The sequence below is a fragment of the Martinezella miluonensis genome (genome assembly GCF_900094545.1).
GTDB classification, from domain to species: Bacteria; Pseudomonadota; Alphaproteobacteria; order Rhizobiales; family Rhizobiaceae; genus Rhizobium; species Rhizobium miluonense.
The window spans coordinates 1-24,264 of record NZ_FMAH01000004.1; the positions used below are offsets into that span (position 1 = coordinate 1).

The following is a 24,264-nucleotide window of genomic DNA, read 5'->3' on the forward strand; positions in this document are numbered from 1 at the left end:
TGCATTCACCACACGGATCGCGGATGCCAATACGCAAGTGAGACCTATCGACGGGCGCTCGATGCCGCTGGTCTACAGGGTTCCATGAGCGCCGTCGGCAACCCTTATCATAATGCGCAGGCAGAGAGCTTCATGAAGACCTTGAAAGTGGAAGATATCTACCCCGCTGGCTACGAGACCTTCGCGGACGTGGCTGACCGCTTGCCCAGGTTCATCGAGGAGATCTACAATGCCAGGCGGTTGCACTCAGCCCTTGGCTATCGATCGCCAGCAGAATTTGAAACCCAACTCGCCCAGCAGGCGGCTTAGTTTGACGCGCATCGCTGGTCCAGCCCCAGGGGTTCACTCCAGCGTCGGGTCAGTTCCTAGCGGAAATCAACAGATAGGCAGCAAAAAGTGATTTAGGGAATTGGCGGCTCGTTCCCCGCGGGCTGAGAAAACGCTGTCACGAGCAGCGGGCATGGGATGGCGCAGTTTTGAAGCTTCATGATTTTCCGGTTCTCTTGACCGTCGCCTGCTTTGCGCTTTCCTGCGTGGTGGTATTCCTGACCGACGTTTTTGCGATGCCGGCTGCCATCAATGCGCAGAATCGTACCGAGAGAAGCTGGCGCCGCCGTCTTTGCGACTTTGCCGTCAGAATTCCCGTCATCGCATTGATCTATGCCGCCTTTTTTGCGATTTCCTGGCGCCCGATCTACAGTAGTCAGGCCGTCATCAGCTTCTTCGTGATCTTCACGGGGATTTCCCGGGCAAAGTTCGAATTCATTCGCGAGCCCCTGGTATTTTCCGACATCGCGCTCGTGGTCGACGTCTTCAAGTACAAGGAGATCTTCTACGCGACGTCGCTGAACATCTTCTTCTGGGTCATCGCCTTCGCTTACGTGTTCGGCCTAAGCGGCCTCTATATGTATTGGGAACCGACGGTCCTGCCTGCCCGGAACGGTGTTCTTTGGGTTCTTCTGATGATTGTCATAGCGGTTTCGCCATGGCTCGCTCTTTTCAGCAGGGTTGTCAGCGAACCGGTTTGCCGCTTCACGCAGAGATATCTTATCAAGGTCGATGTCAAAATGGATACCGTCCGCTTTGGCACCTTCGCCTCGGTGGTTTTTCATTTCGTCATCTGGGTCGGCGTCAGGCGCGAGGCGATCGTCGCGGATCTGTCGGGGCGTCTTATCTCTGCTTTGCATGAGCTTTGGGAGCACGGCGACGACGAGCCGCTCATTGTCGTCTGGCAGTCGGAATCCTTCATCGACCTCAGGCATTTCGGCGTCGAGAGCGTCAAACTTCCGAATCTCGACCGGCTGCGGGAGCGGGCCGCCCAATGGGGCCGGATGTCCAGTGTTTTTGAAGGCGGCTATACGCTGCGCACCGAATTTGCAGTCCTGAGCGGGCTGCTGCCGGAAAACGTGCATATCGATGCCAGCTATCCGTACCTGCGCGCCAGCCACTACAAGGATGTCGTCTGGCCGGCGCGGCTGAAGAAGGCTGGCTGGAAGACACAGTTCATTCATCCCTACGACAAGACCTTTTTCCTGCGCCATAAGGCGATGCCGCAGCTTGGCTTCGACCGGATGATGATGCTGGACGAGTTCGATCACAATTCGGAGCGCGATGGTCCTTATGTCAGCGACCAGTCGCTGACGAAGAGCGTGATTCGAGCGATCGACGAGGACGGAACGGACAAGAATTTCGTCTTCGTCGCATCCATGGCGAATCACGGTCCCTGGGAGTCAGGCCGCTGCGGCGATCTCGTCGATCCGGTGGAGATCTATGCCGAATTGTTGATGCGCGCCGATCACGCGCTCGGCAACCTGGCCCATCACCTCGACAGGCTGGATCGCCCGGTCTGGCTACTGTTTTACGGCGATCATGCGCCGTTGTTGAAAGCGTTTGCCGATCCGTTCCCCGATCCGCGGACCGACTATGTCATCGTTCCGCTCGGGCGGGCGCGGGCGCATTCGCAGAAGCCCACGCAGCCGCAGGAAGAGGCGCCCTGGAATTTCATCGGCACCATGCTGCGCTATGCCGGATTGAGCACCGAGGTCCCGGAGTAATGGCCGAAGGGAAGGGGGAGGCGGGTGATTCCCGACAGGTGTTCCTTTTCCTGCAGGGACCGTCCTCGCCGCTATTTGTGGAAACCGCCAGGTTACTTCGGGCTGCCGGCAGCCGATGCGTTCGCATCAACCTGAATGCCGGCGACTGGATTTCCTGGCGCACTGACGGTGCTTTCAATTATCGAGGCAATTTTGCCGGTTGGCGTAGCTATATCCGAGGCCGAATCGAAGCCGACAACGTCACGGACATGATTCTGCATGGCGAGGAACGCCCCTATCATCGTGTCGCGATCGAGGAGGCGCGGCGATTGGGCGTCCGCGTCAATGTTGTGGAAATGGGATATTTGCGGCCGGATTGGGTGACGCTCGAGCGAGATGGGCTGTCCTCCAATTCGCGCTTTCCGACCGACCCGGCCTATATCGTCGAGGCGGCATCAAATCTGCCCGAGCCGGATTGGACGCGTCGCTTCAGCCAGACCTTCCTTGCCGAAGCGCTTTACGATCTCGCCTACTATCTTCCGACCGTCTTTTTATGGTTTCTTTATCCCGGCTATCGCCGTCATGGGCTCTACCATCCCTTGATGGAATATGCCGGCTGGCTGCGCAGACTTCCGGCAAGCGGCAGGAGGTCTCGTGAGGCCGAAGGCCTGATCGAGGAGCTGATTGCCGGCGACAAGCGATTCTTTGTTTACCCGCTGCAGCTTCAGACCGACTACCAGCTGCGCTCGCACTCGCCTTTTCATCAGCAGCAGGATGCCATCAGGCTGATTCTCCAATCTTTTGCGGATAATGCCGCCGCCGGGACGGAACTCGTGGTCAAGCTGCATCCGCTCGACAGCGGGCTCGTGGATTGGAGAGCCTACGTAAATCGCATCAGCACCGCGCACGGGTTGTCTTCCCGCGTCCATTTCCTCGATGGCGGCAATCTCGACCGGTTGATCGTCGCCAGCCAAGGCATGGTGACGGTCAATTCCACTGCGGCGCTTTCGGCATTGCGGGCCGGCAAGCCTGTGAAAGTCCTGGGAATGGCGGTCTACGACATAGAGGGCCTAGCCGACCAGGGGCCCTTGGATCGATTCTGGACCCATCCGGCACAGCCATCGGCAGAGCTTTGCGCGGCATTCTTCAAGCTGCTTGCTGCAGCAGTACAGGTGCGCGGCAACTTCTGCTCCAAGGATGGAGCACAATCAGCCGCCGAGCAGATCGCTAAGAGATTATTGTCGTGCACGGTCAATCTGCCCGGCGCTTATGTCGAGCCGGCACCGCGGCAAAGGCCTTCGAAGATCTCGATACCCTGATCGCTCGATGAAACGCTGAGCTAGGATCAACACGCGCTCGGTCGTGGCGATGCAATTAACATTCCGGCCACTTACATATGGACTTGTAGTAAACTGATGCAGCGATTCGGCGTCAGGGCCTAAGCGCACAGTCGTTTGTTGGGAGCAAACGCCATGGGTGGAAGTAAGATGGAAAGATTCATGCTGAAAGAACTGCTTGTGATCATGGCAGCTCTTGGGCTTGTTTCCGTGGTTCTTCTGGGAGTTGTCATAACCGGCAATTACTGAGCGGCCGCCATCGCGATCTACAGAGGATCATCTGCGCATAGCGCAACGGTCATTCCATTTCGGCTAATCGCTCAATTTGTGAGGCTTAGAAATGGTGGGCGATGAGAGACTCGAACTCCCGACATCCTCGGTGTAAACGAGGCGCTCTACCAACTGAGCTAATCGCCCGTCAGGCAAGCGGGTCATTGGCCCGCCGCATCCGGTGGCCGTGATCTATGCGGAACGAGGAAAAACCGCAAGAGTGTTTGTGAAGATTTTTTGATTTTTTTGATTTTTCCCCACCCCGGTCTCGGTCGTCCATATGCACGGATGTGAAGCCTGCCGGATTATCCCCTGTGCATATCAGGCTCGCATGAAATGCGTGGGGCGGGAAGCTGCCATGCCAAATCGCGGGAACGGAAACTTGAGGGCGAGCTTGTCCAAAACAATTCGCACTCTGTCATCGATTTGTATTCAAACCTGCTTGACACCCAAACACGAACCCCGTAGTTAGCCGCTCATCGAACGGCGAGGGCCGCTTTGATGGGTGCGAAAGCATCCGGACTGCTTGAAATGAAATGCGGGTGTAGCTCAGTCGGTTAGAGTGCCGGCCTGTCACGCCGGAGGTCGCGGGTTCGAGCCCCGTCACTCGCGCCATTTCAAGGTCAAATCCGGATCATGCGCCCGGCCGAAAGGTCAAGCAATGCGCGGGTGTAGCTCAGTCGGTTAGAGTGCCGGCCTGTCACGCCGGAGGTCGCGGGTTCGAGCCCCGTCACTCGCGCCATTCTCTCCAAGCCATTACAATCAAACATCAATTTATTGCGATTGCGAAAGAGCCGTTTGGCCTTTGCGCCGATTTGTCGCGATGCCGTCGCAACATATTGATATCTACCGCTCGACAGTACTCCGAACGACAGATTCAAAAGGCTTGCGCCCGCGCTCCGGCTGCGCTAACCACGGCTTTGTTGCAACGCTCTTTCGCTTGCTGGGCATTTGCTCAAATGCGCCGCCCCGGCGCTGATCGCAAGCAGGGATGGACATGATGACTGGACTGCTCAGTTCCTATATTCCGATAGCGATTTTCATTGGTGTTGCCTTGGTGATTGGCTTGGCGCTGTTGATCGCGCCGTTTGCCGTCGCCTTCAAGGCGCCGGACTCCGAAAAGCTGTCGGCCTATGAATGCGGCTTCAACGCATTCGATGACGCCCGCATGAAGTTCGATATCCGCTTCTACTTGGTGTCGATTCTCTTCATCATCTTCGACCTGGAAGTCGCCTTCCTTTTCCCCTGGGCCATATCCTTCGGTGCGATCGGCTGGTTCGGATTCTGGTCGATGATGGTGTTCCTGGCGGTGCTGACCATCGGCTTTATCTATGAATGGAAGAAGGGAGCCCTGGAATGGGAGTAGCTCCGACTAACACGACGCTCGTGGCGCCGCAGCCGAAGGGGATCATCGATCCCGCGACCGGCAGGCCGGTTGGCAGCAACGATCCGTTCTTTGGCGAGATCAACAATGAGCTCGCCGATAAGGGTTTTCTGGTTACCTCCACAGATGAGCTGATCACCTGGGCCCGCACCGGCTCCCTCATGTGGATGACTTTCGGTCTCGCCTGCTGCGCCGTCGAGATGATGCAGGTTTCCATGCCGCGTTACGACGTCGAGCGTTTCGGCTTTGCGCCGCGCGCTTCGCCGCGTCAGTCCGACGTCATGATCGTGGCCGGCACGCTGACGAACAAGATGGCGCCCGCTCTGCGCAAGGTCTACGACCAGATGCCTGAGCCGCGTTACGTCATTTCGATGGGTTCCTGCGCCAACGGCGGCGGCTACTATCACTATTCCTATTCCGTCGTGCGCGGCTGCGATCGCATCGTGCCGATCGACATCTATATTCCGGGCTGTCCTCCCACGGCAGAAGCGCTGCTTTACGGCGTGCTTTTGCTGCAGAAGAAGATCCGGCGCACCGGCACGATCGAACGGTAAGGCAGGGGACAAGGTATTATGAGTGAAGCCCTGAACGAGCTCGCCGCCTACCTCACGGAAGTTCGCAGCGCCCTGATCTCTTCGATCGAGATCAAGTATGGCGAGCTGAACGTGACGACGACGACCGAAAACGTTATCGCACTGCTGACCTTCCTGCGTGACGACGCCAAGTGCGGCTTCGTCAACATGACGGACATTTGCGGTGTCGACTGGCCGCAGCGCGCCGAGCGTTTCGATGTCGTCTATCATCTGCTGTCGCCCAAGAAGAACCTGCGCATCCGCGTCAAGGTTCCGGTTGGCGAAGACCAGCCTGTTCCCTCCGCCTGCGGCATCTATCCCGGCGCCGACTGGTTCGAGCGCGAAACCTGGGACATGTACGGCGTTCTCTTTACCGGTCATCCGGATTTGCGCCGTTTGCTGACGGACTACGGTTTCGAAGGCCACCCGCTGCGCAAGGATTTCCCGACGACTGGTTTCGTCGAAGTACGTTATGACGATGCCGCCAAGCGGGTCGTCTACGAGCCGGTGGAACTGAAGCAGGAATTCCGCAACTTCGACTTCCTGTCGCCGTGGGAGGGCACCGACTACGTGCTCCCGGGTGACGAGAAGGCGAAGGCCTAATTGTTGGCGTGTGGCGGGCTTCGGCCTGCCATTCTCTGAAATTCTGAAAACGCGAGCATCGCCGCCATGACAGAACATAACGTTCGCAACTTCAACATCAATTTCGGCCCGCAGCATCCGGCTGCGCACGGCGTCTTGCGTCTTGTCCTCGAATTGGACGGCGAAATTGTGGAACGCGTCGATCCCCATATTGGCCTGCTGCATCGCGGCACGGAAAAGCTGATCGAATCGAAGACCTATCTTCAGGCCGTTCCTTACTTCGACCGCCTCGACTACGTGGCGCCGATGAACCAGGAACATGCCTACGCGCTGGCTGTCGAAAAGCTGCTCGGCATCGATATCCCGATCCGCGGCCAGCTGATCCGCGTGCTTTATTCGGAAATCGGCCGCATCCTGTCGCATCTCCTGAACGTTACGACGCAGGCCATGGACGTCGGCGCGCTGACGCCGCCGCTCTGGGGCTTCGAAGAGCGCGAAAAGCTGATGGTGTTCTACGAGCGCGCCTCCGGCTCGCGCATGCACGCAGCCTATGTCCGTCCGGGCGGTGTTCACCAGGATCTTCCCGAGAAACTGGTGCAGGATATCGGCGATTGGTGCGATCCCTTCCTGAAGGCGCTCGACGATATCGACGACCTTCTGACCGGCAACCGCATCTTCAAGCAGCGTAACGTCGATATCGGCGTGGTTTCGCTGGAAGACTGTTGGGCCTGGGGCTTCTCCGGCGTCATGGTCCGCGGTTCGGGTGCTGCCTGGGACCTGCGCAAGGCCCAGCCCTATGAATGCTATTCCGATCTCGAATTCGACATTCCGATCGGCAAGAACGGCGATTGCTACGACCGTTACCTCATCCGCATGATCGAGATGCGCGAATCCGTCCGCATCATGAAGCAGTGCGTCAATCGCCTGCTGGGCGATGCCAAGGCCGGACCGGTCTCGTCGCTGGATGGGAAGGTCGTTCCGCCGAAGCGCGGCGAGATGAAGCGCTCGATGGAAGCGCTGATCCACCACTTCAAGCTCTACACCGAAGGCTATCACGTGCCGGCCGGCGAGGTTTATGCGGCTGTCGAAGCGCCCAAGGGCGAGTTTGGCGTCTATCTCGTCTCCGACGGCTCCAACAAGCCTTATCGCTGCAAGATCCGTGCACCGGGCTATGCGCATCTGCAGGCCATGGACTTCATGTGCCGCGGCCATCAGCTCGCCGACGTCGCTGCCGTCCTCGGTTCGCTTGATATCGTCTTCGGTGAGGTGGATCGTTGATGCGAGTTTGGCAGGTGGTTATCCCGGCGCTTCTGGTCGCTTGCGGTGCTTCGGCACAGCAGACCGGCAAGACGCAGAGCCTGCCGACCATCAACTTGCAGGGTTCGAATGCGCCGAGCGCGAATTCTGCGAAAGGCGGAAATGCGGTTACGCAGGGCGGAGATTCGACAGTGGCGGATCTCCTCTCGCGCGGTTATCAGATCAAGGCCGCTGTGCCGAATGGCGGCAAGTTTGTTGTGTTTATGCAGAAAGACCAGTCGGCCTATGCCTGCGAATTCTCGTCTCTGACGAATACGCGGTGTGGGTCCTTAAACTGAGATAAGGCGTGAAAGATGTCCGTTCGTCGACTAGCCGAAGATCAATTCCAGCCTGCCGCTTTCGCCTTTAATGCGGAGAATGCGGTCTGGGCTGAAAAGACGATCAATAAATACCCCGAGGGCCGTCAGCAGTCCGCGATTATCCCGCTGATGATGCGGGCGCAGGAGCAGGATGGCTGGGTCACCAGGGCAGCGATCGAGAAGATCGCCGACATGCTGGATATGGCCTATATCCGCGCGCTCGAAGTTGCGACGTTCTACACGCAGTTCCAGCTGAACCCGGTCGGCACGCGCGCCCACGTTCAGGTTTGCGGCACGACGCCCTGCATGCTGCGCGGCGCCGAAGGGCTGATCAAGGTCTGCAAGAGCCGGATCCATGATCACGCCTTTGAGCGCAACGCCGACGGCACGCTCTCCTGGGAAGAGGTCGAATGTCAGGGCGCCTGCGTCAATGCACCGATGGTGGTGATCGGCAAGGATACCTATGAGGATTTGACGCCGGCACGTCTCGAAGAGATCATCGATGCATTCGCCGCAGGCAAAGGCAGCGAAGTTCCGACTGGCCCGCAGATCGACCGCGTCTTCTCCGCTCCGGAAGGTGGCTTGACGTCTCTCCTGTCGGATGAGACGAAGGCAAAGAGCGTTGCCGCTAAGGCCAAGGCTGCAGCAGAGCAACCTATTGCCGACACTGCGCCGGAAAAAACCGAAGCCGCCAAGAAGCCGTCGCTTGACGACAAGGATCGTCCCGCCGGTATCGAAAGACCCGCGCAGCCGGACGACCTGCGGCTGATTTCCGGCGTCGGCCCGAAGATCGAGTCCATCCTGCATGAGCTTGGCATCTTCACCTTCGCGCAGGTGGCCAGCTGGCATGAGGCCGAGCGCCATTGGGTTGACGGCTATCTGAATTTCAAGGGCCGGATCGAGCGCGACGACTGGGTCAGGCAGGCTGAGGCACTCGCTAAGGGTGGCGAAGCGGAATATATCAAGGTCTTCGGCAAGAAGCCGCGGTAAGAGGTGAAGCATGTTACAGGATCAGGATCGCATCTTTACCAATATCTACGGCCTCAAGGATAAGTCTCTCAAGGGCGCGATGTCGCGCGGCCATTGGGACGGCACGAAGCAAATCCTCGAAAAGGGTCGTGACTGGATCATCAACGAGATGAAGGCCTCCGGCCTTCGCGGTCGCGGCGGCGCAGGCTTCCCGACCGGTCTCAAGTGGTCCTTCATGCCGAAGGAAAGCGACGGTCGTCCGCACTATCTCGTCGTCAACGCCGACGAGTCCGAGCCGGGCACCTGCAAGGACCGCGACATCATGCGCCACGATCCGCACACGCTGATCGAAGGTTGCGTCATTGCCGGTTTCGCCATGGGCGCTAATGCCGCTTACATCTATGTTCGCGGCGAATATATGCGCGAGCGCGAAGCCCTGCAGGCGGCGATCGACGAATGCTACGATGCAGGATTACTCGGCAAAAACAACAAGCTCGGCTGGGATTATGACGTTTACGTTCATCATGGCGCCGGCGCCTACATCTGCGGCGAAGAAACCGCGCTGCTCGAAAGCCTGGAAGGCAAGAAGGGCCAGCCGCGCCTGAAGCCGCCGTTCCCGGCCAACATGGGTCTCTATGGCTGCCCGACGACAGTCAACAACGTCGAGTCGATCGCCGTTGCCCCGACGATCCTGCGCCGCGGTGCCGGCTGGTTCTCCTCCTTCGGCCGTCCGAACAATGTCGGCACGAAGCTGTTCATGCTCTCCGGTCACGTCAACCGTCCTTGCACGGTTGAAGAGACGATGGGCATCACTTTCCGCGAGCTGGTCGAAAAGCATGGCGGCGGTATTCGCGGCGGCTGGGACAATCTGCTGGCCGTCATTCCCGGCGGCGCGTCGTGCCCGGTCGTTCCGGCTGCCGATATCATCGACTGCCCGATGGATTTCGATGGTCTGCGCGAAGTCAAGTCGTCCTTCGGTACGGCAGCGGCGATCGTCATGGACAAGTCGACCGACATCATCAAGGCGATCGCCCGCATCTCGGCCTTCTTCAAGCACGAGAGCTGCGGTCAGTGCACGCCGTGCCGCGAAGGCACGGGCTGGATGTGGCGCGTTCTGGAGCGCATGGCGCGCGGCAACGCGCAGAAGCGCGAGATTGACATGCTGTTCCAGGTGACGAAGCAGATCGAAGGTCATACCATCTGTGCGCTCGGCGACGCAGCCGCATGGCCGGTGCAGGGCCTGATCCGCAATTTCCGCCCCGAGATCGAAAAGCGCATCGACCAGTATACCGCCAACGCGACAAGCCGCGGCGCCGTACTGGAAGCTGCCGAGTAAGGACGATGATGGCGAAGACCACGGATATCAGGCAAGGGAATGCAGTGGCCGGTGACGCATCGGCCGATCTCGGCCGCGTTGCCGCCGATATGCTGCGGAATTCGTCCGTTATGCCGATCTATCCACTGATGGCCAATCCGGCAGCGGCATTTGCCGCTGCGGCGGCCATCGGTTTCGGCGTTACCTCGCAGATCGCCGGAGCATTCTTCGGTGCACTTCAGGGTGCCGTCGAGGTTGCGAACAAGCGGGCTGCCGAGCCGGATCAAGGGAATGATGGCGCCGCCGAACAGAAAGCGGCAGCGAAGAAGGCCGGGGCAGGGGAAGCGAAGCCCGTAGAGGCATCGCCCGTTGCCGCTCCGGTCGCATCGAAGCCGGTGGCTGCAAAGCCGAAGCCCGCCGTCGCAAAGAAGGCCGCGCCAAAGCCGGCTGCGGTTGCTGTGACTACGGCAGCGCCGGCCAAGAGTAAGGCCAAGGTCGAGGTGGCGGCGCCTGTTGCAGCAAAGCCGGCTCCCGCGCGTAGCCGCAAGGCCGCGCCGAAAGCCGACGACCTGAAGCTCATTTCGGGCGTCGGCCCGAAGCTGGAGCAGGTGTTGAACGGACGCGGTATCCAGCGCTTTGCCGATATCGCTGTCTGGACCGATGCAGATGTCGAGCGGATCGATGCGGAGCTCGGCTTTGACGGCCGCATCCGGCGCGACGACTGGGTGGGCCAGGCGAAGGCGCTGCTGCCGAAGGGCCGGAATTGAGGTTTTTCCTTGGCTGTACGCGACAGCCGGGGAGGGTGAATGAAGGCGGTGGAAATGTTGCGGGCAAGCCCCGCATGTTTCGATCGCGACGCTGATCTTGCGGGGACAAGATTCGGCAAAGCTTATTGTGAGCGAACCGGTGCCCTGCGGCGGTCATGCCGCGCCGGTGGCAGTCCGGTTTGCGATCATGAAATTGCCTGCAGCCAGGTTCGGCTGGAGACGTGACATAGGACTGAGTGGACGATGGCTAAACTGAAGATTGACGGTAAAGAGATCGAAGTTCCGGATCACTACACGCTTATCCAGGCGTGCGAGGAAGCCGGCGCCGAAGTCCCGCGCTTCTGCTTCCATGAACGACTGTCGGTGGCCGGCAATTGCCGCATGTGCCTCGTAGAGGTAAAGGGTGGCCCGCCGAAGCCGCAGGCTTCTTGCGCCATGGGCGTGCGCGACATTCGCGGCGGCCCGAACGGCGAACTTCCGGAAGTCTTCACCAATACGCCGATGGTCAAGAAGGCCCGCGAAGGCGTGATGGAGTTCCTGCTGATCAACCATCCGCTGGATTGCCCGATCTGCGACCAGGGCGGCGAATGCGATCTGCAGGATCAGGCCATGGCCTTCGGTATCGACAGCTCGCGCTATCAGGAAGACAAGCGCGCCGTCGAAGACAAGTATATCGGCCCGCTGGTCAAGACCGTGATGAACCGCTGCATTCACTGCACGCGTTGCGTCCGTTTCACGACGGAAGTTGCCGGCATCTCCGAGCTCGGCCTGATCGGCCGCGGCGAAGACGCCGAGATCACCACCTATCTCGAGCGCGCAATGACCTCGGAGCTGCAGGGCAACGTCGTTGATCTTTGCCCGGTCGGCGCGCTGACCTCGAAGCCCTTCGCCTTCACGGCTCGTCCGTGGGAGTTGAACAAGACCGAATCGATCGACGTCATGGACGCGCTCGGCTCCGCCATCCGCGTCGATACGCGTGGCCGCGAAGTCATGCGCGTGCTGCCTAGGGTCAACGAGCAGATCAACGAAGAGTGGATCTCCGACAAGACGCGCTTCATCTGGGATGGCCTGAAAACGCAGCGCCTCGACAAGCCCTATGTCCGCAAGGATGGCCGCCTGCAAGCCGCAAGCTGGAGCGACGCCTTTGCCGCTATCAAGTCGGCGGTCTCCGCCACCAGCGGCGACAAGATCGGCGCCATCGCCGGTGACCTCGCTTCGGTCGAAGAGATGTACGCCCTCGGCGAACTGATGAAATCGCTTGGTTCGGAGAATCTCGACTGTCGCCAGGACGGGACGGCGCTTGATCCGTCGCTCGGCCGCGCAAGCTACATCTTCAACCCGAGCATTCAGGGTATCGAAGCCGCCGATGCGCTGCTGATCGTCGGCGCCAATCCGCGCTTCGAAGCTGCCGTGCTGAATTCGCGCATCCGTAAGCGCTGGCGCCGCGGTAAGTTCCCGATCGGCGTGATCGGCGAACATGCCGACCTGCGCTACTCCTACGACTATCTCGGTGCAGGCTCGGACACGCTCGCCGATATCGTCAACGGTTCGCACAGCTTTGCGGACGTTCTGAAGAAGGCCGAAAAGCCGATGATCATCATCGGCCAGGGCGCACTGATCCGTGAAGATGGCGCGCAGGTGCTGGCAAATGCCGCCAAGCTCGCGGCAGCCGTCGGTGTCGTCAAGGATGGCTGGAACGGCTTTGCCGTGCTGCACACGGCGGCATCCCGCGTGGGTGGCCTCGATCTCGGCTTCGTGCCGGGCGAAAAGGGCGTCAATGCGGCGACCATGCTGTCGTCGATGGACGTGCTCTTCCTGCTCGGCGCCGATGAACTCGATTTCAGCCGCAAGGGCGCCAAGTTCACCGTCTATATCGGCTCGCATGGCGACAACGGCGCACAGAGTGCCGACGTCATTCTCCCGGCTGCCGCCTACACTGAAAAGTCGGGCACCTGGGTCAACACCGAAGGCCGTGTCCAGATGGGCAATCGCGCCGGTTTCGCACCGGGGGATGCCCGCGAGGACTGGGCCGTCATTCGCGCCCTTTCCGACGTACTCGGCAAGAAGCTTCCCTTTGATTCGCTGAGAGAATTGCGCGCGAAGCTCTATGCAGCTTTCCCGCATTTCGCCGGCATCGACGAGATTGCCGAAGCCGATAGCGCCCAAATTGCCGCACTTGCGAAAAAAGCCGGCGCGATGGGCAAATCGGCATTTGCGTCGCCGATCAAAGACTTCTATTTGACGAACCCGATAACGCGCGCGTCGGCTGTCATGGCCGAATGCTCGGCATTGGCCCGCAACAATTTCCAGGCTGCGGCAGAGTAAGGGCAAGGACTATGGATTCATTCGTTTCGACCTATCTCTTGCCGGGGCTGATCATGTTCGGCCAGGCCTTGTTGCTCCTGGTCCCTCTGCTGATCTTCATCGCCTTTATTCTGCTTGCCGACCGTAAGATCTGGGCGGCGGTTCAGCTGCGCCGCGGCCCGAACGTCGTCGGTCCCTTCGGCCTGTTTCAGTCCTTCGCCGACCTTCTGAAGTTCATCTTCAAGGAGCCGATCATCCCGGCCGGTGCAAACAAGACCGTGTTTCTGCTGGCGCCGCTGGTGTCCGTGGTACTGGCGCTGTCCACCTGGGCCGTCGTGCCGCTGGCGCAGAATTGGGTCGTCGCCGATATCAACGTCGGCATCCTTTACATCCTGGCGATCTCGTCGCTGGAAGTATACGGCATCATCATGGGCGGCTGGGCTTCGAACTCGAAGTATCCGTTCCTCGGCGCGTTGCGCTCTGCAGCACAGATGGTGTCCTACGAAGTCTCGATCGGTTTCGTCATCGTCACCGTGCTGCTTTGCGTTGGTTCGCTGAACCTGACGGATATCGTGCTCTCGCAGCAGACGGGCCTCGGCACCAAGCTCGGCCTGCCGGCCTCGTTCCTCGACTGGCACTGGCTGTCGCTGTTCCCGATGTTCATCGTGTTCTTCATTTCGGCGCTCGCTGAAACCAACCGCCCGCCCTTCGATCTTCCGGAAGCGGAATCGGAACTGGTCGCCGGCTTCATGGTCGAATACAGCTCTTCCCCGTACATGATGTTCATGCTCGGCGAATATGCTGCCGTCGTGCTGATGTGCTCGCTCACGACGATCCTCTTCCTCGGCGGCTGGCTGCCTCCGGTCGATATCTGGATCCTGAATTGGGTTCCGGGCATCATCTGGTTCCTGCTGAAGTCCTGCCTTGTGTTTTTCATGTTCGCGATGGTGAAGGCTTTCGTGCCGCGCTACCGCTACGACCAGCTCATGCGCCTTGGCTGGAAGGTTTTCCTGCCGCTGTCGCTTGCCATGGTCGTTATCGTTGCATTCGTGCTGAAGCTGACGGGATGGGCGTGATGATGTCTGTCCCCGCTTCTGGCAGTTTTGGAGGTTAAGATGGCCGGTTTGTCCAACGCCGTCAGCTCGCTGTTTCTCAAGGAATTTGTCGGCGCGTTCTTTTTGTCGATGCGTTACTTCTTCAAGCAGAAGGCGACGATCAATTACCCCTTCGAGAAGGGGCCGGTCAGCCCGCGCTTCCGCGGCGAACATGCGCTGCGCCGCTATCCCAACGGCGAAGAGCGCTGCATCGCCTGCAAGCTCTGCGAAGCCATCTGTCCTGCCCAGGCTATCACCATCGAGGCCGGGCCGCGCCGCAACGACGGCACGCGCCGCACGGTGCGTTACGACATCGACATGGTGAAGTGCATCTATTGCGGCTTCTGCCAGGAAGCCTGCCCGGTCGACGCTATCGTCGAAGGGCCGAACTTCGAATTCGCCACCGAGACCCGCGAAGAGCTCTACTTCGACAAAGCGCGGCTTTTGGACAATGGCGACCGCTGGGAACGCGAAATCGCGCGCAACATCGCGATGGATTCGCCGTACCGCTGAGCGGAGTTTTGAGTATGCCGTGACGGGCGGCCCGTTGTCGCCGTCGCGGTTGAATCTAGACCGGGGCTTTGCCGGACGAAGGTCCGACCGAGCTCCATCGGGCAGGGGAAGCACCCCGCTGCCCGGGGGAAGACGAAAAAGGCACCAACATGGGTCTGCAGGCTCTTTTTTTCTACATCTTCGCCTTTGTCGCTGTGGCGTCGGCGTTCATGGTCATCTCAGCGCGGAATCCGGTCCATTCGGTCCTGTTCCTGATCCTGGTTTTCTTCAACGCGGCCGGCCTCTTCCTGTTGATGGGGGCCGAGTTCCTGGCGATGATCCTGCTGGTCGTTTATGTCGGCGCCGTGGCGGTTCTCTTCCTTTTCGTCGTCATGATGCTTGATGTCGATTTCGCCGAACTCCGGGCGGGCATTCTGGAATATGCGCCGATCGGCGCGCTGATCGGCGTCATCCTCGCCGCCGAGCTGATCGTCGTCATCGGCGGCAGCGTGATCTCGCCCCAGATCGCCAAGTCGGTCGCCATGCCGATCCCCGCCATCACGCAACGCACGAACACTGCCGCCCTCGGCGACGTGCTCTATACCAACTACGTCTATTTCTTCGAGATCGCCGGCCTTGTTCTGCTGGTTGCGATGATCGGCGCGATCGTGCTGACGCTGAAGCATCGCACGCACATCAAGCGCCAGAATATCCCCCAACAGGTCGCCCGCACGCCTGCGACCGCCGTCGAGGTGGTCAAGGTCAAGCCGGGGCAGGGCGTCTGAGGCGAGGCACGAGGATCAAAGGAACAAGAACATGGTCATCGGACTTTCCCACTACCTGACGGTTAGCGCCATCCTCTTCGTGCTCGGCGTCTTCGGTATCTTTCTCAACCGCAAGAACGTCATCATCATCCTGATGTCCATCGAGCTGATACTGCTCGCGGTCAACATCAACATGGTCGCCTTCTCGTCGTTCCTCAACGACATCGTCGGCCAGGTCTTCGCTCTATTCATTTTGACCGTCGCTGCGGCCGAAGCTGCGATCGGTCTTGCAATTCTCGTCGTCTTCTACCGTAACCGCGGCTCCATCGCGGTTGAAGACGTCAACGTGATGAAGGGCTGATACAGCTATGTTTTTATATAAGGCTATCGTCTTTCTTCCCCTGATCGGTGCGATTATCGCCGGCCTTTTCGGCCGCGCCATCGGCGCCAAGGCTTCGGAATATGTTACCACCGGCCTGATGATCGTCGCCGGCGTCCTATCCTGGGTCGTCTTCTTCACGGTGGCTCTCGGCCATACGGACGGCCCGATCAAGGTTGAAGTCCTGCGCTGGATCCAGTCCGGCGGCATCGACGCGTCCTGGGCGCTGCGCATCGACACGCTGACCTCGGTCATGCTGATCGTCGTGAACACGGTTTCGACCCTGGTTCACGTCTACTCGATCGGATACATGCACCACGATCCGCATCGTCCGCGCTTCTTCGCCTATCTGTCGCTCTTCACCTTCGCCATGCTCATGCTGGTGACCTCCGACAACCTCGCCCAGATGTTTTTCGGCTGGGAAGGCGTCGGTCTGGCCTCCTATCTGCTGATCGGCTTCTGGTTCAAGAAGCCGTCCGCGTCCGCAGCGGCAATCAAGGCCTTCATCGTCAACCGCGTCGGCGACTTCGGCTTCGTGCTCGGCATTGCGGGCGTCTTCGTCCTCTTCGGCTCGATCAACCTCGACGTCATCTTCGGCAATGTGCAGAGCTTTGCCGCAGGGCAGGGCGGTCAGCCGGGCGATATCGTACTCAACCTTTTCGGCATGCATCTCGATCGCGGTCACGCGCTCACCGGCGTCTGCCTGCTGCTCTTCATGGGCGCGATGGGTAAGTCGGCACAGTTCCTGCTGCACACCTGGCTGCCGGACGCCATGGAAGGCCCGACCCCGGTTTCGGCGCTCATCCATGCCGCAACGATGGTCACCGCCGGCGTCTTCCTCGTCGCCCGCATGTCGCCGATCTTCGAACTGTCGCAAGATGCCCTGACCGTCGTGACCGTCATCGGCGCGATCACGGCCTTCTTCGCCGCAACCGTCGGCCTCGTGCAGAACGACATCAAGCGCGTCATCGCCTATTCGACTTGTTCGCAGCTCGGCTACATGTTCGTCGCGCTCGGCGTCGGCGCTTACGGCGCTGCCATTTTCCATCTGTTCACGCACGCCTTCTTCAAGGCTCTGCTCTTCCTCTGCGCCGGCTCGGTCATCCACGCCGTCGATGGCGAGCAGGACATGCGCCATATGGGTGGCCTCCGTTCGCACATCAAGAAGACCTATTGGATGATGATCATCGGCACGCTGGCGATCACCGGCGTCGGCATTCCATTTTCGCCGATCGGCTTTGCCGGCTTCTTCTCCAAGGATGCGATCATCTCGGCTTCGTACACGTCGCACAATCCGGCCGCCGGCTTTGCCTTCACGCTGCTGGTCATCGCCGCGCTGTTCACCAGCTTCTATTCCTGGCGCCTGATCTTCATGACCTTCTTCGGCAAGCCCCGTGCCTCGCACGAAGTCATGCACCATGTGCATGAATCGCCGAATGTCATGTTGGTCCCGCTCTATCTGTTGGCGATCGGCGCCGTCTTCGCCGGCTGGTATTTCCATGACTACTTCGTCGGTCACGCCTATGAGGAATTCTGGAAGCACGCGCTCTTCACAGTGCCTGACAACAAGATCCTTGAAGAGATGGAGCATGCTCCGCATTGGGTCGAGCTCAGCCCGTTCATCGCGATGGTCGTTGGCTTCGTGGTTGCCTGGTACATGTACATCCAGTCGCCGGAAACGCCCCGTCGCCTCGCTCAGCAGCAGCGCCCGCTCTACGAGTTCCTCTTGAACAAGTGGTACTTCGACGAGCTCTATGACTTCCTCTTCGTTCGCTCGGCCAAGCGCCTCGGCCGCTTCCTTTGGAAGCAGGGCGATATCGGGGTCATCGACACCATCGGCCCGAACGGCATTGCCGCGCGCGTCGTCGATGTCACCAACCGCGTCGTGCGCCTGCAGACTGGCTACCTCTATCACTATGCCTTCGCGATGCTGCTCGGCATTGCGGCCCTCGTTACTTGGATGATGCTCGGGAGTTCCCTCTGATGACCGATTGGCCTATTCTTTCAACGGTCACGTTCCTGCCGCTGGTGGGCGTCCTTCTCCTGCTGTTTACGCGGGAAGACGGGCCCAACGGCCGCCGCAACATCCTGAATATTTCTCTGGCGACGACGGTCTTCACCTTCATCGTCTCGCTGTTCGTCTGGATCTGGTTCGACAACGCCAATCCGGGCTTCCAGATGATCGAGAAGCATGACTGGCTGACCAGCGGCATCAGCTATCACATGGGTGTCGACGGCATTTCGATGCTGTTCGTGATCCTGTCGACTTTCCTGATGCCTTTCTGCGTGCTGGCAAGCTGGCTTTCGGTCGAAAAGCGGCTGAAGGACTACATGATCGCCTTCCTCGTCCTCGAGACGATGATGGTCGGCGTGTTCGTCTCGCTGGATATTGTGCTGTTCTACGTCTTCTTCGAAGCCGGCCTCATCCCGATGTTCCTGATCATCGGCGTCTGGGGCGGCAAGGATCGCGTCTACGCCAGCTACAAATTCTTCCTCTACACGCTGCTCGGCTCGGTGCTGATGCTGCTTGCCATCATGGCGATGTACTGGCAGGCCGGTACGACCGATATCCCGTCGCTGCTCGCCTACAAGTTCCCGCCGCAGCTGCAGACGTGGCTATGGCTAGCCTTCTTCGCCTCCTTCGCGGTGAAGATGCCGATGTGGCCGGTCCATACCTGGCTTCCCGACGCGCACGTTCAGGCGCCGACGGCGGGCTCGGTCATTCTGGCCGGCGTCCTCCTGAAGCTCGGCGGCTACGGCCTCATCCGCTTCTCGCTCGGCATGTTCCCGAATGCGTCGGAATATTTCGCGCCGTTCGTCTTCGCCCTGTCGGTCATCGCCATCATCTACACCTCGCTGGTGGCGCTGATGCAGGAAGACATCAAGAAGCTGATTGCCTATTCCTCCGTCGCCCATATGGGTTACGTGACGATGGGTATCTTTGCGGCCAACCAGCAGGGTGTTCAGGGCGCGATTTTCCAGATGCTTTCGCACGGCATCGTCTCGGGCGCACTCTTCCTTTGCGTCGGCGTGATCTACGATCGGACCCATACCCGCGAGATCGCGGCCTATGGCGGCCTGGTCAACAACATGCCGAAATATGCCGTTGCCATGATGGTCTTCACCATGGCCAATGTCGGTCTGCCCGGCACCTCCGGCTTCATCGGCGAATTCCTGACCCTGATCGGCGTCTTCCGCGCCAACACCTGGGTTGCGCTCTTCGCCGCCACCGGCGTCATCCTGTCGGCTGCCTATGCGCTCTGGCTTTACCGCCGGGTCATTTTCGGCGTGCTGGACAAGGAAAACCTGAAGAAGCTGCTGGATCTGTCGCCGCGTGAACAGCTGATCCTCTATCCGCTGATCGCCCTCACGATCCTCTTCGGTGTCTATCCGGCGCCGATCTTTGACGCCACGGCCGCTTCGGTGGACCTCCTGGTGAATAATTACACCGCTGCCCTGCACGCTGCGCAGAATGTTGCGCTGTCGATGAATTGATGACGGGACCTATTCGATATGACTGCTGACACAATTTTTGCGAGCCTGCATCTTTCCATTCCGGAGCTCATCCTCGCGGTCGGTGCACTTGCGTTGCTCATGATCGGCGTCTTCTCGGGCGAGCGGTCGGGACCCATGGTCACCGGTCTTGCCATCGCGCTTCTTGCGGTGGCCGGTCTCTGGATCATCTTCGTGCCGGGCGAGGGGCTGGCCTATGGCGGTGCCTATCTCGCCGACGGCTTCTCGCGCTTCATGAAGATCGTTGCCTTGGTCGGCTCGATCGTCGCGATGTTCCTGAGCATGGGGCATGCGCGCGAGCAACAGCTCGATCGTTTCGAGTTCCCGGTTCTGCTTGTTCTCGCGACCCTCGGCATCCTGCTGATGATCTCGGCCCATGACCTGATCTCGCTCTACCTGTCGCTGGAACTGCAGTCGCTGGCGCTCTACGTCGTGGCTGCCATCAACCGTGACAGCGTCAAGTCGACCGAAGCTGGCCTCAAATACTTCGTTCTCGGTGCGCTCTCCTCTGGTATGCTGCTCTACGGCATGTCGCTGGTCTACGGCTTCACCGGCCACACGACCTTCGACGCAATTGCCACGGCCCTCAGCGCCGAGACCCGTTCGCTCGGCCTCGTCTTCGGTCTGGTCTTCGTGCTTGCCGGTCTGGCCTTCAAGATCTCCGCCGTTCCGTTCCACATGTGGACGCCGGACGTTTACGAAGGCGCTCCGACCCCGGTCACCGCCTTCTTCGCCGGTGCGCCGAAGGTTGCCGCCATGGCGATCCTGACCCGTATCGTGGTTACGGCTTTCCATCCGGTACTCGCCGACTGGCAGCAGATCATCGTGTTCATTTCGATCGCTTCGATGCTGCTCGGCTCCTTCGCCGCGATCGGTCAGCGTAATTTCAAGAGACTGATGGCCTATTCCTCGATCGGCCACATGGGCTATGCGCTCGTCGGTCTCGCCGCAGGGACCAAGACCGGTGTGTCAGGCGTCATGCTCTATATGGTCATTTACATGGTCATGACGCTCGGCTCCTTCGCCATCATTTTGGCGATGCGCCGCAAGGATGGACGTCAGGTCGAAAGCATCGAAGATCTCGCAGGCCTCTCCGCGACGAACCCCTTCATGGCGGTCGTGCTGACGGCGCTGATGTTCTCGCTCGCCGGCATTCCGCCGCTGGCAGGCTTCTTCGGAAAGTACTTCGTCTTCGTCGCTGCCATCCAGGCGCATCTCTACGCGCTCGCCATCATCGGCGTTCTGGCCTCGGTCGTTGGCGCTTACTACTATCTGCGTGTCATCAAGGTGATGTGGTTTGATGAAGCCAAGGACGAATTCACGCGCACGGCCGGTTCGCTGCGCCTGGTCTTCGGTCTCTCGGGCCTGTTCGTCATTACTTACGTCTTGTTCGGCGGCGCAATCGGCGGTGCTGCCGATCTGGCGGCCGCGACGCTGTTTTGATGGCGTTTGATATGAACAGCCGGAAGTCGCTCGCCGACTTCCGGCACGATGCCCTTTCAGAGACTTCCTCTACAAATAGCGTGTGTCTGGAAAGAGCGCGCTCTGGCGATCCTGGAAACCTGTGGGTGACCGCCGAGCGCCAGACCGGCGGCCGCGGTCGCCGCGGTCGTCCATGGGTTTCCGAGCCCGGCAATCTCTACGCATCGCTGCTTTTGATCGATCCCGCACCGATGGAGCGTCTCGGCTCCCTGCCGCTTGCGGTGGCGGTCGCCGTGCATCAGGCGGTGCGTGCCGTATTGCCGCTGGCGGCCGAGCCGGCCGAGATCAAATGGCCGAACGATATCCTGATCGGCCGCAAAAAGACCTGTGGCATCCTGATCGAGGGAGAAGCGCTCCCCGATGGGCGCTATGCGCTTGTCATCGGCATCGGTATCAATGTCACCACCATGCCGGACAATCCGATGTATCCAGTGACCAGCCTGCGCCAGCAGGGCTCTATGGTTTCAGCGGAAGAACTGTTTGCGCATCTCTACGCGGCAATGGCGGAAGTGCTTGCTGCCTGGAACAACGGCAAGGGCGTTCGGGAGGTCACCGCCCGCTGGCGGGAGGCGGCGTGCGGTATCGGTGAAAAGATCACCGTGAATTTGCCGGACCGGTCGATTTTAGGCCAATTCGTTGGAATCGATGATAATGGCTTGTTGATGCTCGAGACCGACGACGGCAAGACTATGCCGATCGCGGCGGGCGATGTTTTTCTTAAGTAATGGTTGGGAACGAAATGGCGAAGCAAGACGAACTGGTGTTTCTGCCACTCGGCGGCGTCGGCGAGATCGGTATGAATCTCGCATTGTACGGCTATGGTCCGCGGGAGAATCGCCAGTGGATCATGGTCGATTGCGGCGTCACCTTCCCGGGGCCGGATCTGCCTGGCGTCGATCTGGTGCTGCCGGATATCCGTTTCCTGGCCAAGGAGCGCAAGAACCTCAAGGGCATCATCATCACTCACGCGCATGAGGATCATTACGGCGCGCTGAATGATCTTTGGCCGGGCCTGAATGTCCCCGTCTACGCTTCGGGCTTTACTGCGGGCTTGCTGGAAGCCAAGCGGGACTACGAAAAGACTATGGGTGAGATTCCGATCACTCCGTTCAAGGCCGGCGACCGCATCAATGTCGGCCCCTTCAGCATCGAAGGCGTCGCCGTCAATCACTCGATCCCGGAACCGATGTCGCTGATGATCCGCACGCCGGTTGGCAACGTCATCCATACGGGCGACTGGAAGATCGACCACGAGCCGTCGCTCGGGCCGCTGACTGACGAGACCCGCTTCCGCCAACTCGGCGACGAGGGCGTGCTGGCGCTGATGTGTGATTCCACCAACGCCCTTCGCGACGGTGTCTCGCCTTCCGAGAAGGACGTCTCCGAAAGCCTGCGCAAGATCATCGAGGATGCCGAGGGTCGCGTTGCGGTTACCACCTTCTCCTCGAATGTCGGCCGTATCCGCACCGTCGCCGAGGCTGCCGAGGCTGCCGGTCGTGAGGTGCTGCTGCTCGGCAGTTCGCTGAAGCGCGTCGTCGATGTGGCTCGCGACATCGGTCTGATGGAGGGCATCAAGCCGTTCATCGCCGAGGACGAATACGGTTATATCCCGCGCGACAAGGTGGTGGTCATCCTCACCGGTAGCCAGGGCGAGCCGCGCGCTGCCCTTGCCAAACTGGCGAGAGATGAGATGCGCAATGTCGCACTGGCTGCGGGCGATATTGTCGTCTTCTCCTCGCGTGCCATCCCCGGCAACGAGAAAGCCATTCAGGATATTAAGAACGGCCTGATCGAACAGGGCATACATATCGTGACGGATGCCGAAGCGCTTGTTCACGTGTCCGGACATCCTCGCCGCAACGAACTACAGAAGATGTATGAGTGGACGCGGCCGAAGATCGTCGTTCCCGTTCATGGCGAGGCAACGCATCTGACTGCGCACAAGGAACTGGCCGAACAGAGCGGCATTTCTATCGTACCGCGCGTGCGCAATGGCGATATTTTGCGCCTCGCGCCGGGGCCGGCGGAAGTCATTGGTGAAGCGCCGCATGGGCGCATCTTCAAGGATGGCACTCTGATCGGCGATTTCGATGAGATGGGAATCGGCGAGCGCAAGAAGCTCTCCTATGTCGGCCATGTCGCTGTCAACGTCGTGCTCGATGCCCGTTACGACATCGTCGGCGATCCCGATGTCGTGGCGATCGGCTTGCCGGCCTATGACGACGAGGGTGACGAGATGGAAGACACGCTCTTTGACGCCGTCGTCAGCGCCATCGAAAGCATTCCCCGTGCCCGCCGTAAGGATCTGGACATGCTGCAGGAAGCTGCCCGCCGCGCCGTGCGCGCCGCCGCCAACCAGGGCTGGGGGAAGAAGCCTCTTGTGACCGTCTTCGTCACACGCACCGGCGGCTGAAGTTCGCCATCCGATCGGGGAGGAGAGATCGTGCTTGGACGGATCAATCATATCGCGCTTGCCGTTCCGGATATTGCAACGGCCAGTCGCGCTTATCACGAGACGCTTGGCGCCGTTGTGTCCGCACCGCAGGCTTTGCCCGAGCATGGTGTAACGGTCGTTTTCGTCGAATTGCCGAACAGCAAAGTCGAGCTGCTGGAGCCGCTCGGCGACGCATCGCCAATCGCAGCTTTCCTTGCGAAGAACCCGGACGGCGGCATGCATCACATCTGTTACGAGGTTGCCGATATTCTTGCGGCGCGTAACCATCTGGTCGCCACAGGCGCCCGGGTGCTTGGGAACGGCGAGCCGAAAATCGGCGCGCATGGCAAGCCGGTACTCTTCCTGCACCCGAAAGACTTCTTCGGGACGCTGATCGAGCTTGAGCAAGTGTGACATTAAAGCGCTGGAAGGTGCTTTGAAAGATGGCGGCTTTGCCCCTATAAGCAACTTGGAAGAGGGAAGGGCGAGCAGGCTCGTCTCTGGAGCAATTCCGGGAAAAGTGCGCAGCGGTTTTCCGTCCGGAATTGAGTAAAACAATAAGGTCGAGCGGTTCGGAGATTCCGTGAAGAACTGAACCGCTTTGAGGGAGCATAATGGCCCAGCAGATTGCAGCGAGCTTCGCGGTTTATTTCGTCATTTGGTGGATTACGCTGTTTGCCGTGCTGCCGTTTGGTTTGCGCACGCAGGCTGAGGACGAGCATGTGATCGCTGGAACCGTCGAAAGCGCGCCGACGAAATTTCGCGCCGGGAGAGTGGTATTCTTCACCACCCTGGTCTCGGCCCTCATCTACGGCGCCTGGTATATCGCCTCGCATTATTTCGGGCTGAGCATCGACTCCATTCCGAAAATCGTTCCGAGCTACGACAAGTAAGCAATCGTAACGGCCTGCAGCGTGGGTTGAATTCCAAACGCCTTGCAATCGCCTTCAATTCGTC

At 59.8% G+C, this 24,264-nt stretch carries 23 protein-coding genes and 3 tRNA genes; 25 read left to right on the forward strand and 1 reads right to left on the reverse strand.

Annotation, left to right across the window (positions count from 1 at the left end; translation table 11 throughout):
* The 3 genes from GA0061102_RS05440 to GA0061102_RS05450 all read left to right on the forward strand — a co-directional run.
* Positions 1–309, forward strand: a 309-nt coding sequence (locus GA0061102_RS05440; protein WP_139115033.1) for an integrase core domain-containing protein, incomplete at its 5' end; no start/stop codon positions are given.
* Between the two features lie 167 nt (positions 310–476).
* The gene (locus GA0061102_RS05445) at positions 477–2,054 is read left to right on the forward strand and encodes an LTA synthase family protein (RefSeq protein WP_092844804.1); all 1,578 of its coding nucleotides are present in this window, start codon (positions 477–479) and stop codon (positions 2,052–2,054) included.
* The gene (locus tag GA0061102_RS05450) at positions 2,054–3,352 is read left to right on the forward strand and encodes a capsule biosynthesis protein (protein ID WP_092844806.1); all 1,299 of its coding nucleotides are present in this window, start codon (positions 2,054–2,056) and stop codon (positions 3,350–3,352) included. Before GA0061102_RS05445 ends, GA0061102_RS05450 begins: the two co-directional genes overlap by 1 nt.
* A 359-nt stretch (positions 3,353–3,711) precedes the next feature.
* Here the strand turns inward: GA0061102_RS05450 and GA0061102_RS05455 are convergent.
* Positions 3,712–3,787, reverse strand: a tRNA-Val gene (locus GA0061102_RS05455).
* A 391-nt stretch (positions 3,788–4,178) separates the two neighbouring features.
* On the opposite strand from GA0061102_RS05455, the gene GA0061102_RS05460 reads away from it, so the two are divergent.
* The 22 genes from GA0061102_RS05460 to GA0061102_RS05565 all read left to right on the forward strand — a co-directional run bounded on the left by GA0061102_RS05460 (position 4,179) and on the right by GA0061102_RS05565 (position 24,200).
* A tRNA-Asp gene (locus GA0061102_RS05460) sits at positions 4,179–4,255 on the forward strand.
* A gap of 50 nt (positions 4,256–4,305) precedes the next feature.
* Positions 4,306–4,382, forward strand: a tRNA-Asp gene (locus tag GA0061102_RS05465).
* A 258-nt stretch (positions 4,383–4,640) separates the two neighbouring features.
* Complete coding sequence (locus tag GA0061102_RS05470) at positions 4,641–5,006, forward strand: NADH-quinone oxidoreductase subunit A (RefSeq protein ID WP_092845249.1); 366 nt, start codon at positions 4,641–4,643, stop codon at positions 5,004–5,006.
* A complete protein-coding gene (locus GA0061102_RS05475) occupies positions 4,997–5,578 on the forward strand; it encodes a NuoB/complex I 20 kDa subunit family protein (protein WP_092844808.1) in 582 nt (193 codons plus the stop codon). The genes GA0061102_RS05470 and GA0061102_RS05475 overlap by 10 nt, the downstream gene beginning before the upstream one ends.
* Positions 5,579–5,596: 18 nt before the next feature.
* Positions 5,597–6,199: an NADH-quinone oxidoreductase subunit C gene (locus GA0061102_RS05480; protein WP_004122457.1), complete on the forward strand. Its 603-nt coding sequence runs from the start codon at positions 5,597–5,599 to the stop codon at positions 6,197–6,199.
* Between the two features lie 66 nt (positions 6,200–6,265).
* On the forward strand, positions 6,266–7,456 hold the full coding sequence (locus tag GA0061102_RS05485; protein ID WP_092844810.1) for an NADH-quinone oxidoreductase subunit D: 1,191 nt from the start codon (positions 6,266–6,268) through the stop codon (positions 7,454–7,456).
* Complete coding sequence (locus tag GA0061102_RS05490) at positions 7,456–7,773, forward strand: hypothetical protein (protein ID WP_092844811.1); 318 nt, start codon at positions 7,456–7,458, stop codon at positions 7,771–7,773. Before GA0061102_RS05485 ends, GA0061102_RS05490 begins: the two co-directional genes overlap by 1 nt.
* Before the next feature lie 15 nt (positions 7,774–7,788).
* Positions 7,789–8,784, forward strand: a complete 996-nt coding sequence (gene nuoE / locus GA0061102_RS05495) for an NADH-quinone oxidoreductase subunit NuoE (protein WP_092844813.1) — start codon at positions 7,789–7,791, stop codon at positions 8,782–8,784.
* Positions 8,785–8,794: 10 nt separating this feature from the next.
* The gene (gene nuoF / locus GA0061102_RS05500) at positions 8,795–10,099 is read left to right on the forward strand and encodes an NADH-quinone oxidoreductase subunit NuoF (RefSeq protein WP_092844815.1); all 1,305 of its coding nucleotides are present in this window, start codon (positions 8,795–8,797) and stop codon (positions 10,097–10,099) included.
* A 5-nt stretch (positions 10,100–10,104) separates the two neighbouring features.
* On the forward strand, positions 10,105–10,845 hold the full coding sequence (locus GA0061102_RS05505; RefSeq protein WP_092844817.1) for a 5' DNA nuclease: 741 nt from the start codon (positions 10,105–10,107) through the stop codon (positions 10,843–10,845).
* 243 nt (positions 10,846–11,088) lie between these two features.
* Entirely contained in the window at positions 11,089–13,170 is a 2,082-nt protein-coding gene (gene nuoG / locus GA0061102_RS05510; protein WP_092844819.1) for an NADH-quinone oxidoreductase subunit NuoG, read from the forward strand.
* Positions 13,171–13,181: 11 nt separating this feature from the next.
* A complete protein-coding gene (gene nuoH, locus GA0061102_RS05515; RefSeq protein ID WP_092844821.1) occupies positions 13,182–14,225 on the forward strand; it encodes an NADH-quinone oxidoreductase subunit NuoH in 1,044 nt (347 codons plus the stop codon).
* Between the two features lie 39 nt (positions 14,226–14,264).
* Positions 14,265–14,756: an NADH-quinone oxidoreductase subunit NuoI gene (gene nuoI / locus GA0061102_RS05520; RefSeq protein ID WP_004122484.1), complete on the forward strand. Its 492-nt coding sequence runs from the start codon at positions 14,265–14,267 to the stop codon at positions 14,754–14,756.
* Between the two features lie 149 nt (positions 14,757–14,905).
* On the forward strand, positions 14,906–15,520 hold the full coding sequence (locus tag GA0061102_RS05525) for an NADH-quinone oxidoreductase subunit J (protein ID WP_092844823.1): 615 nt from the start codon (positions 14,906–14,908) through the stop codon (positions 15,518–15,520).
* A 31-nt stretch (positions 15,521–15,551) separates the two neighbouring features.
* Positions 15,552–15,860, forward strand: a complete 309-nt coding sequence (gene nuoK / locus GA0061102_RS05530; RefSeq protein WP_004122490.1) for an NADH-quinone oxidoreductase subunit NuoK — start codon at positions 15,552–15,554, stop codon at positions 15,858–15,860.
* A 7-nt stretch (positions 15,861–15,867) separates the two neighbouring features.
* Positions 15,868–17,862 carry an NADH-quinone oxidoreductase subunit L gene (gene nuoL / locus GA0061102_RS05535; protein WP_092844824.1) on the forward strand — a complete coding sequence of 665 codons (1,995 nt, stop codon included), beginning with the start codon at positions 15,868–15,870 and terminating at the stop codon, positions 17,860–17,862.
* A complete protein-coding gene (locus tag GA0061102_RS05540; protein ID WP_092844826.1) occupies positions 17,862–19,373 on the forward strand; it encodes an NADH-quinone oxidoreductase subunit M in 1,512 nt (503 codons plus the stop codon). The genes nuoL and GA0061102_RS05540 overlap by 1 nt, the downstream gene beginning before the upstream one ends.
* 18 nt (positions 19,374–19,391) lie before the next feature.
* Complete coding sequence (nuoN, locus tag GA0061102_RS05545) at positions 19,392–20,834, forward strand: NADH-quinone oxidoreductase subunit NuoN (RefSeq protein WP_092844828.1); 1,443 nt, start codon at positions 19,392–19,394, stop codon at positions 20,832–20,834.
* Positions 20,834–21,598, forward strand: a complete 765-nt coding sequence (locus GA0061102_RS05550) for a biotin--[acetyl-CoA-carboxylase] ligase (protein ID WP_092844830.1) — start codon at positions 20,834–20,836, stop codon at positions 21,596–21,598. Before nuoN ends, GA0061102_RS05550 begins: the two co-directional genes overlap by 1 nt.
* A gap of 14 nt (positions 21,599–21,612) precedes the next feature.
* Entirely contained in the window at positions 21,613–23,286 is a 1,674-nt protein-coding gene (locus GA0061102_RS05555; protein WP_092845251.1) for a ribonuclease J, read from the forward strand.
* A gap of 30 nt (positions 23,287–23,316) precedes the next feature.
* Positions 23,317–23,721: a methylmalonyl-CoA epimerase gene (gene mce, locus GA0061102_RS05560; RefSeq protein WP_092844832.1), complete on the forward strand. Its 405-nt coding sequence runs from the start codon at positions 23,317–23,319 to the stop codon at positions 23,719–23,721.
* Positions 23,722–23,921: 200 nt separating this feature from the next.
* Positions 23,922–24,200: a DUF1467 family protein gene (locus GA0061102_RS05565; protein WP_092844834.1), complete on the forward strand. Its 279-nt coding sequence runs from the start codon at positions 23,922–23,924 to the stop codon at positions 24,198–24,200.
* The last annotated feature ends 64 nt before the right edge of the window (positions 24,201–24,264 follow it).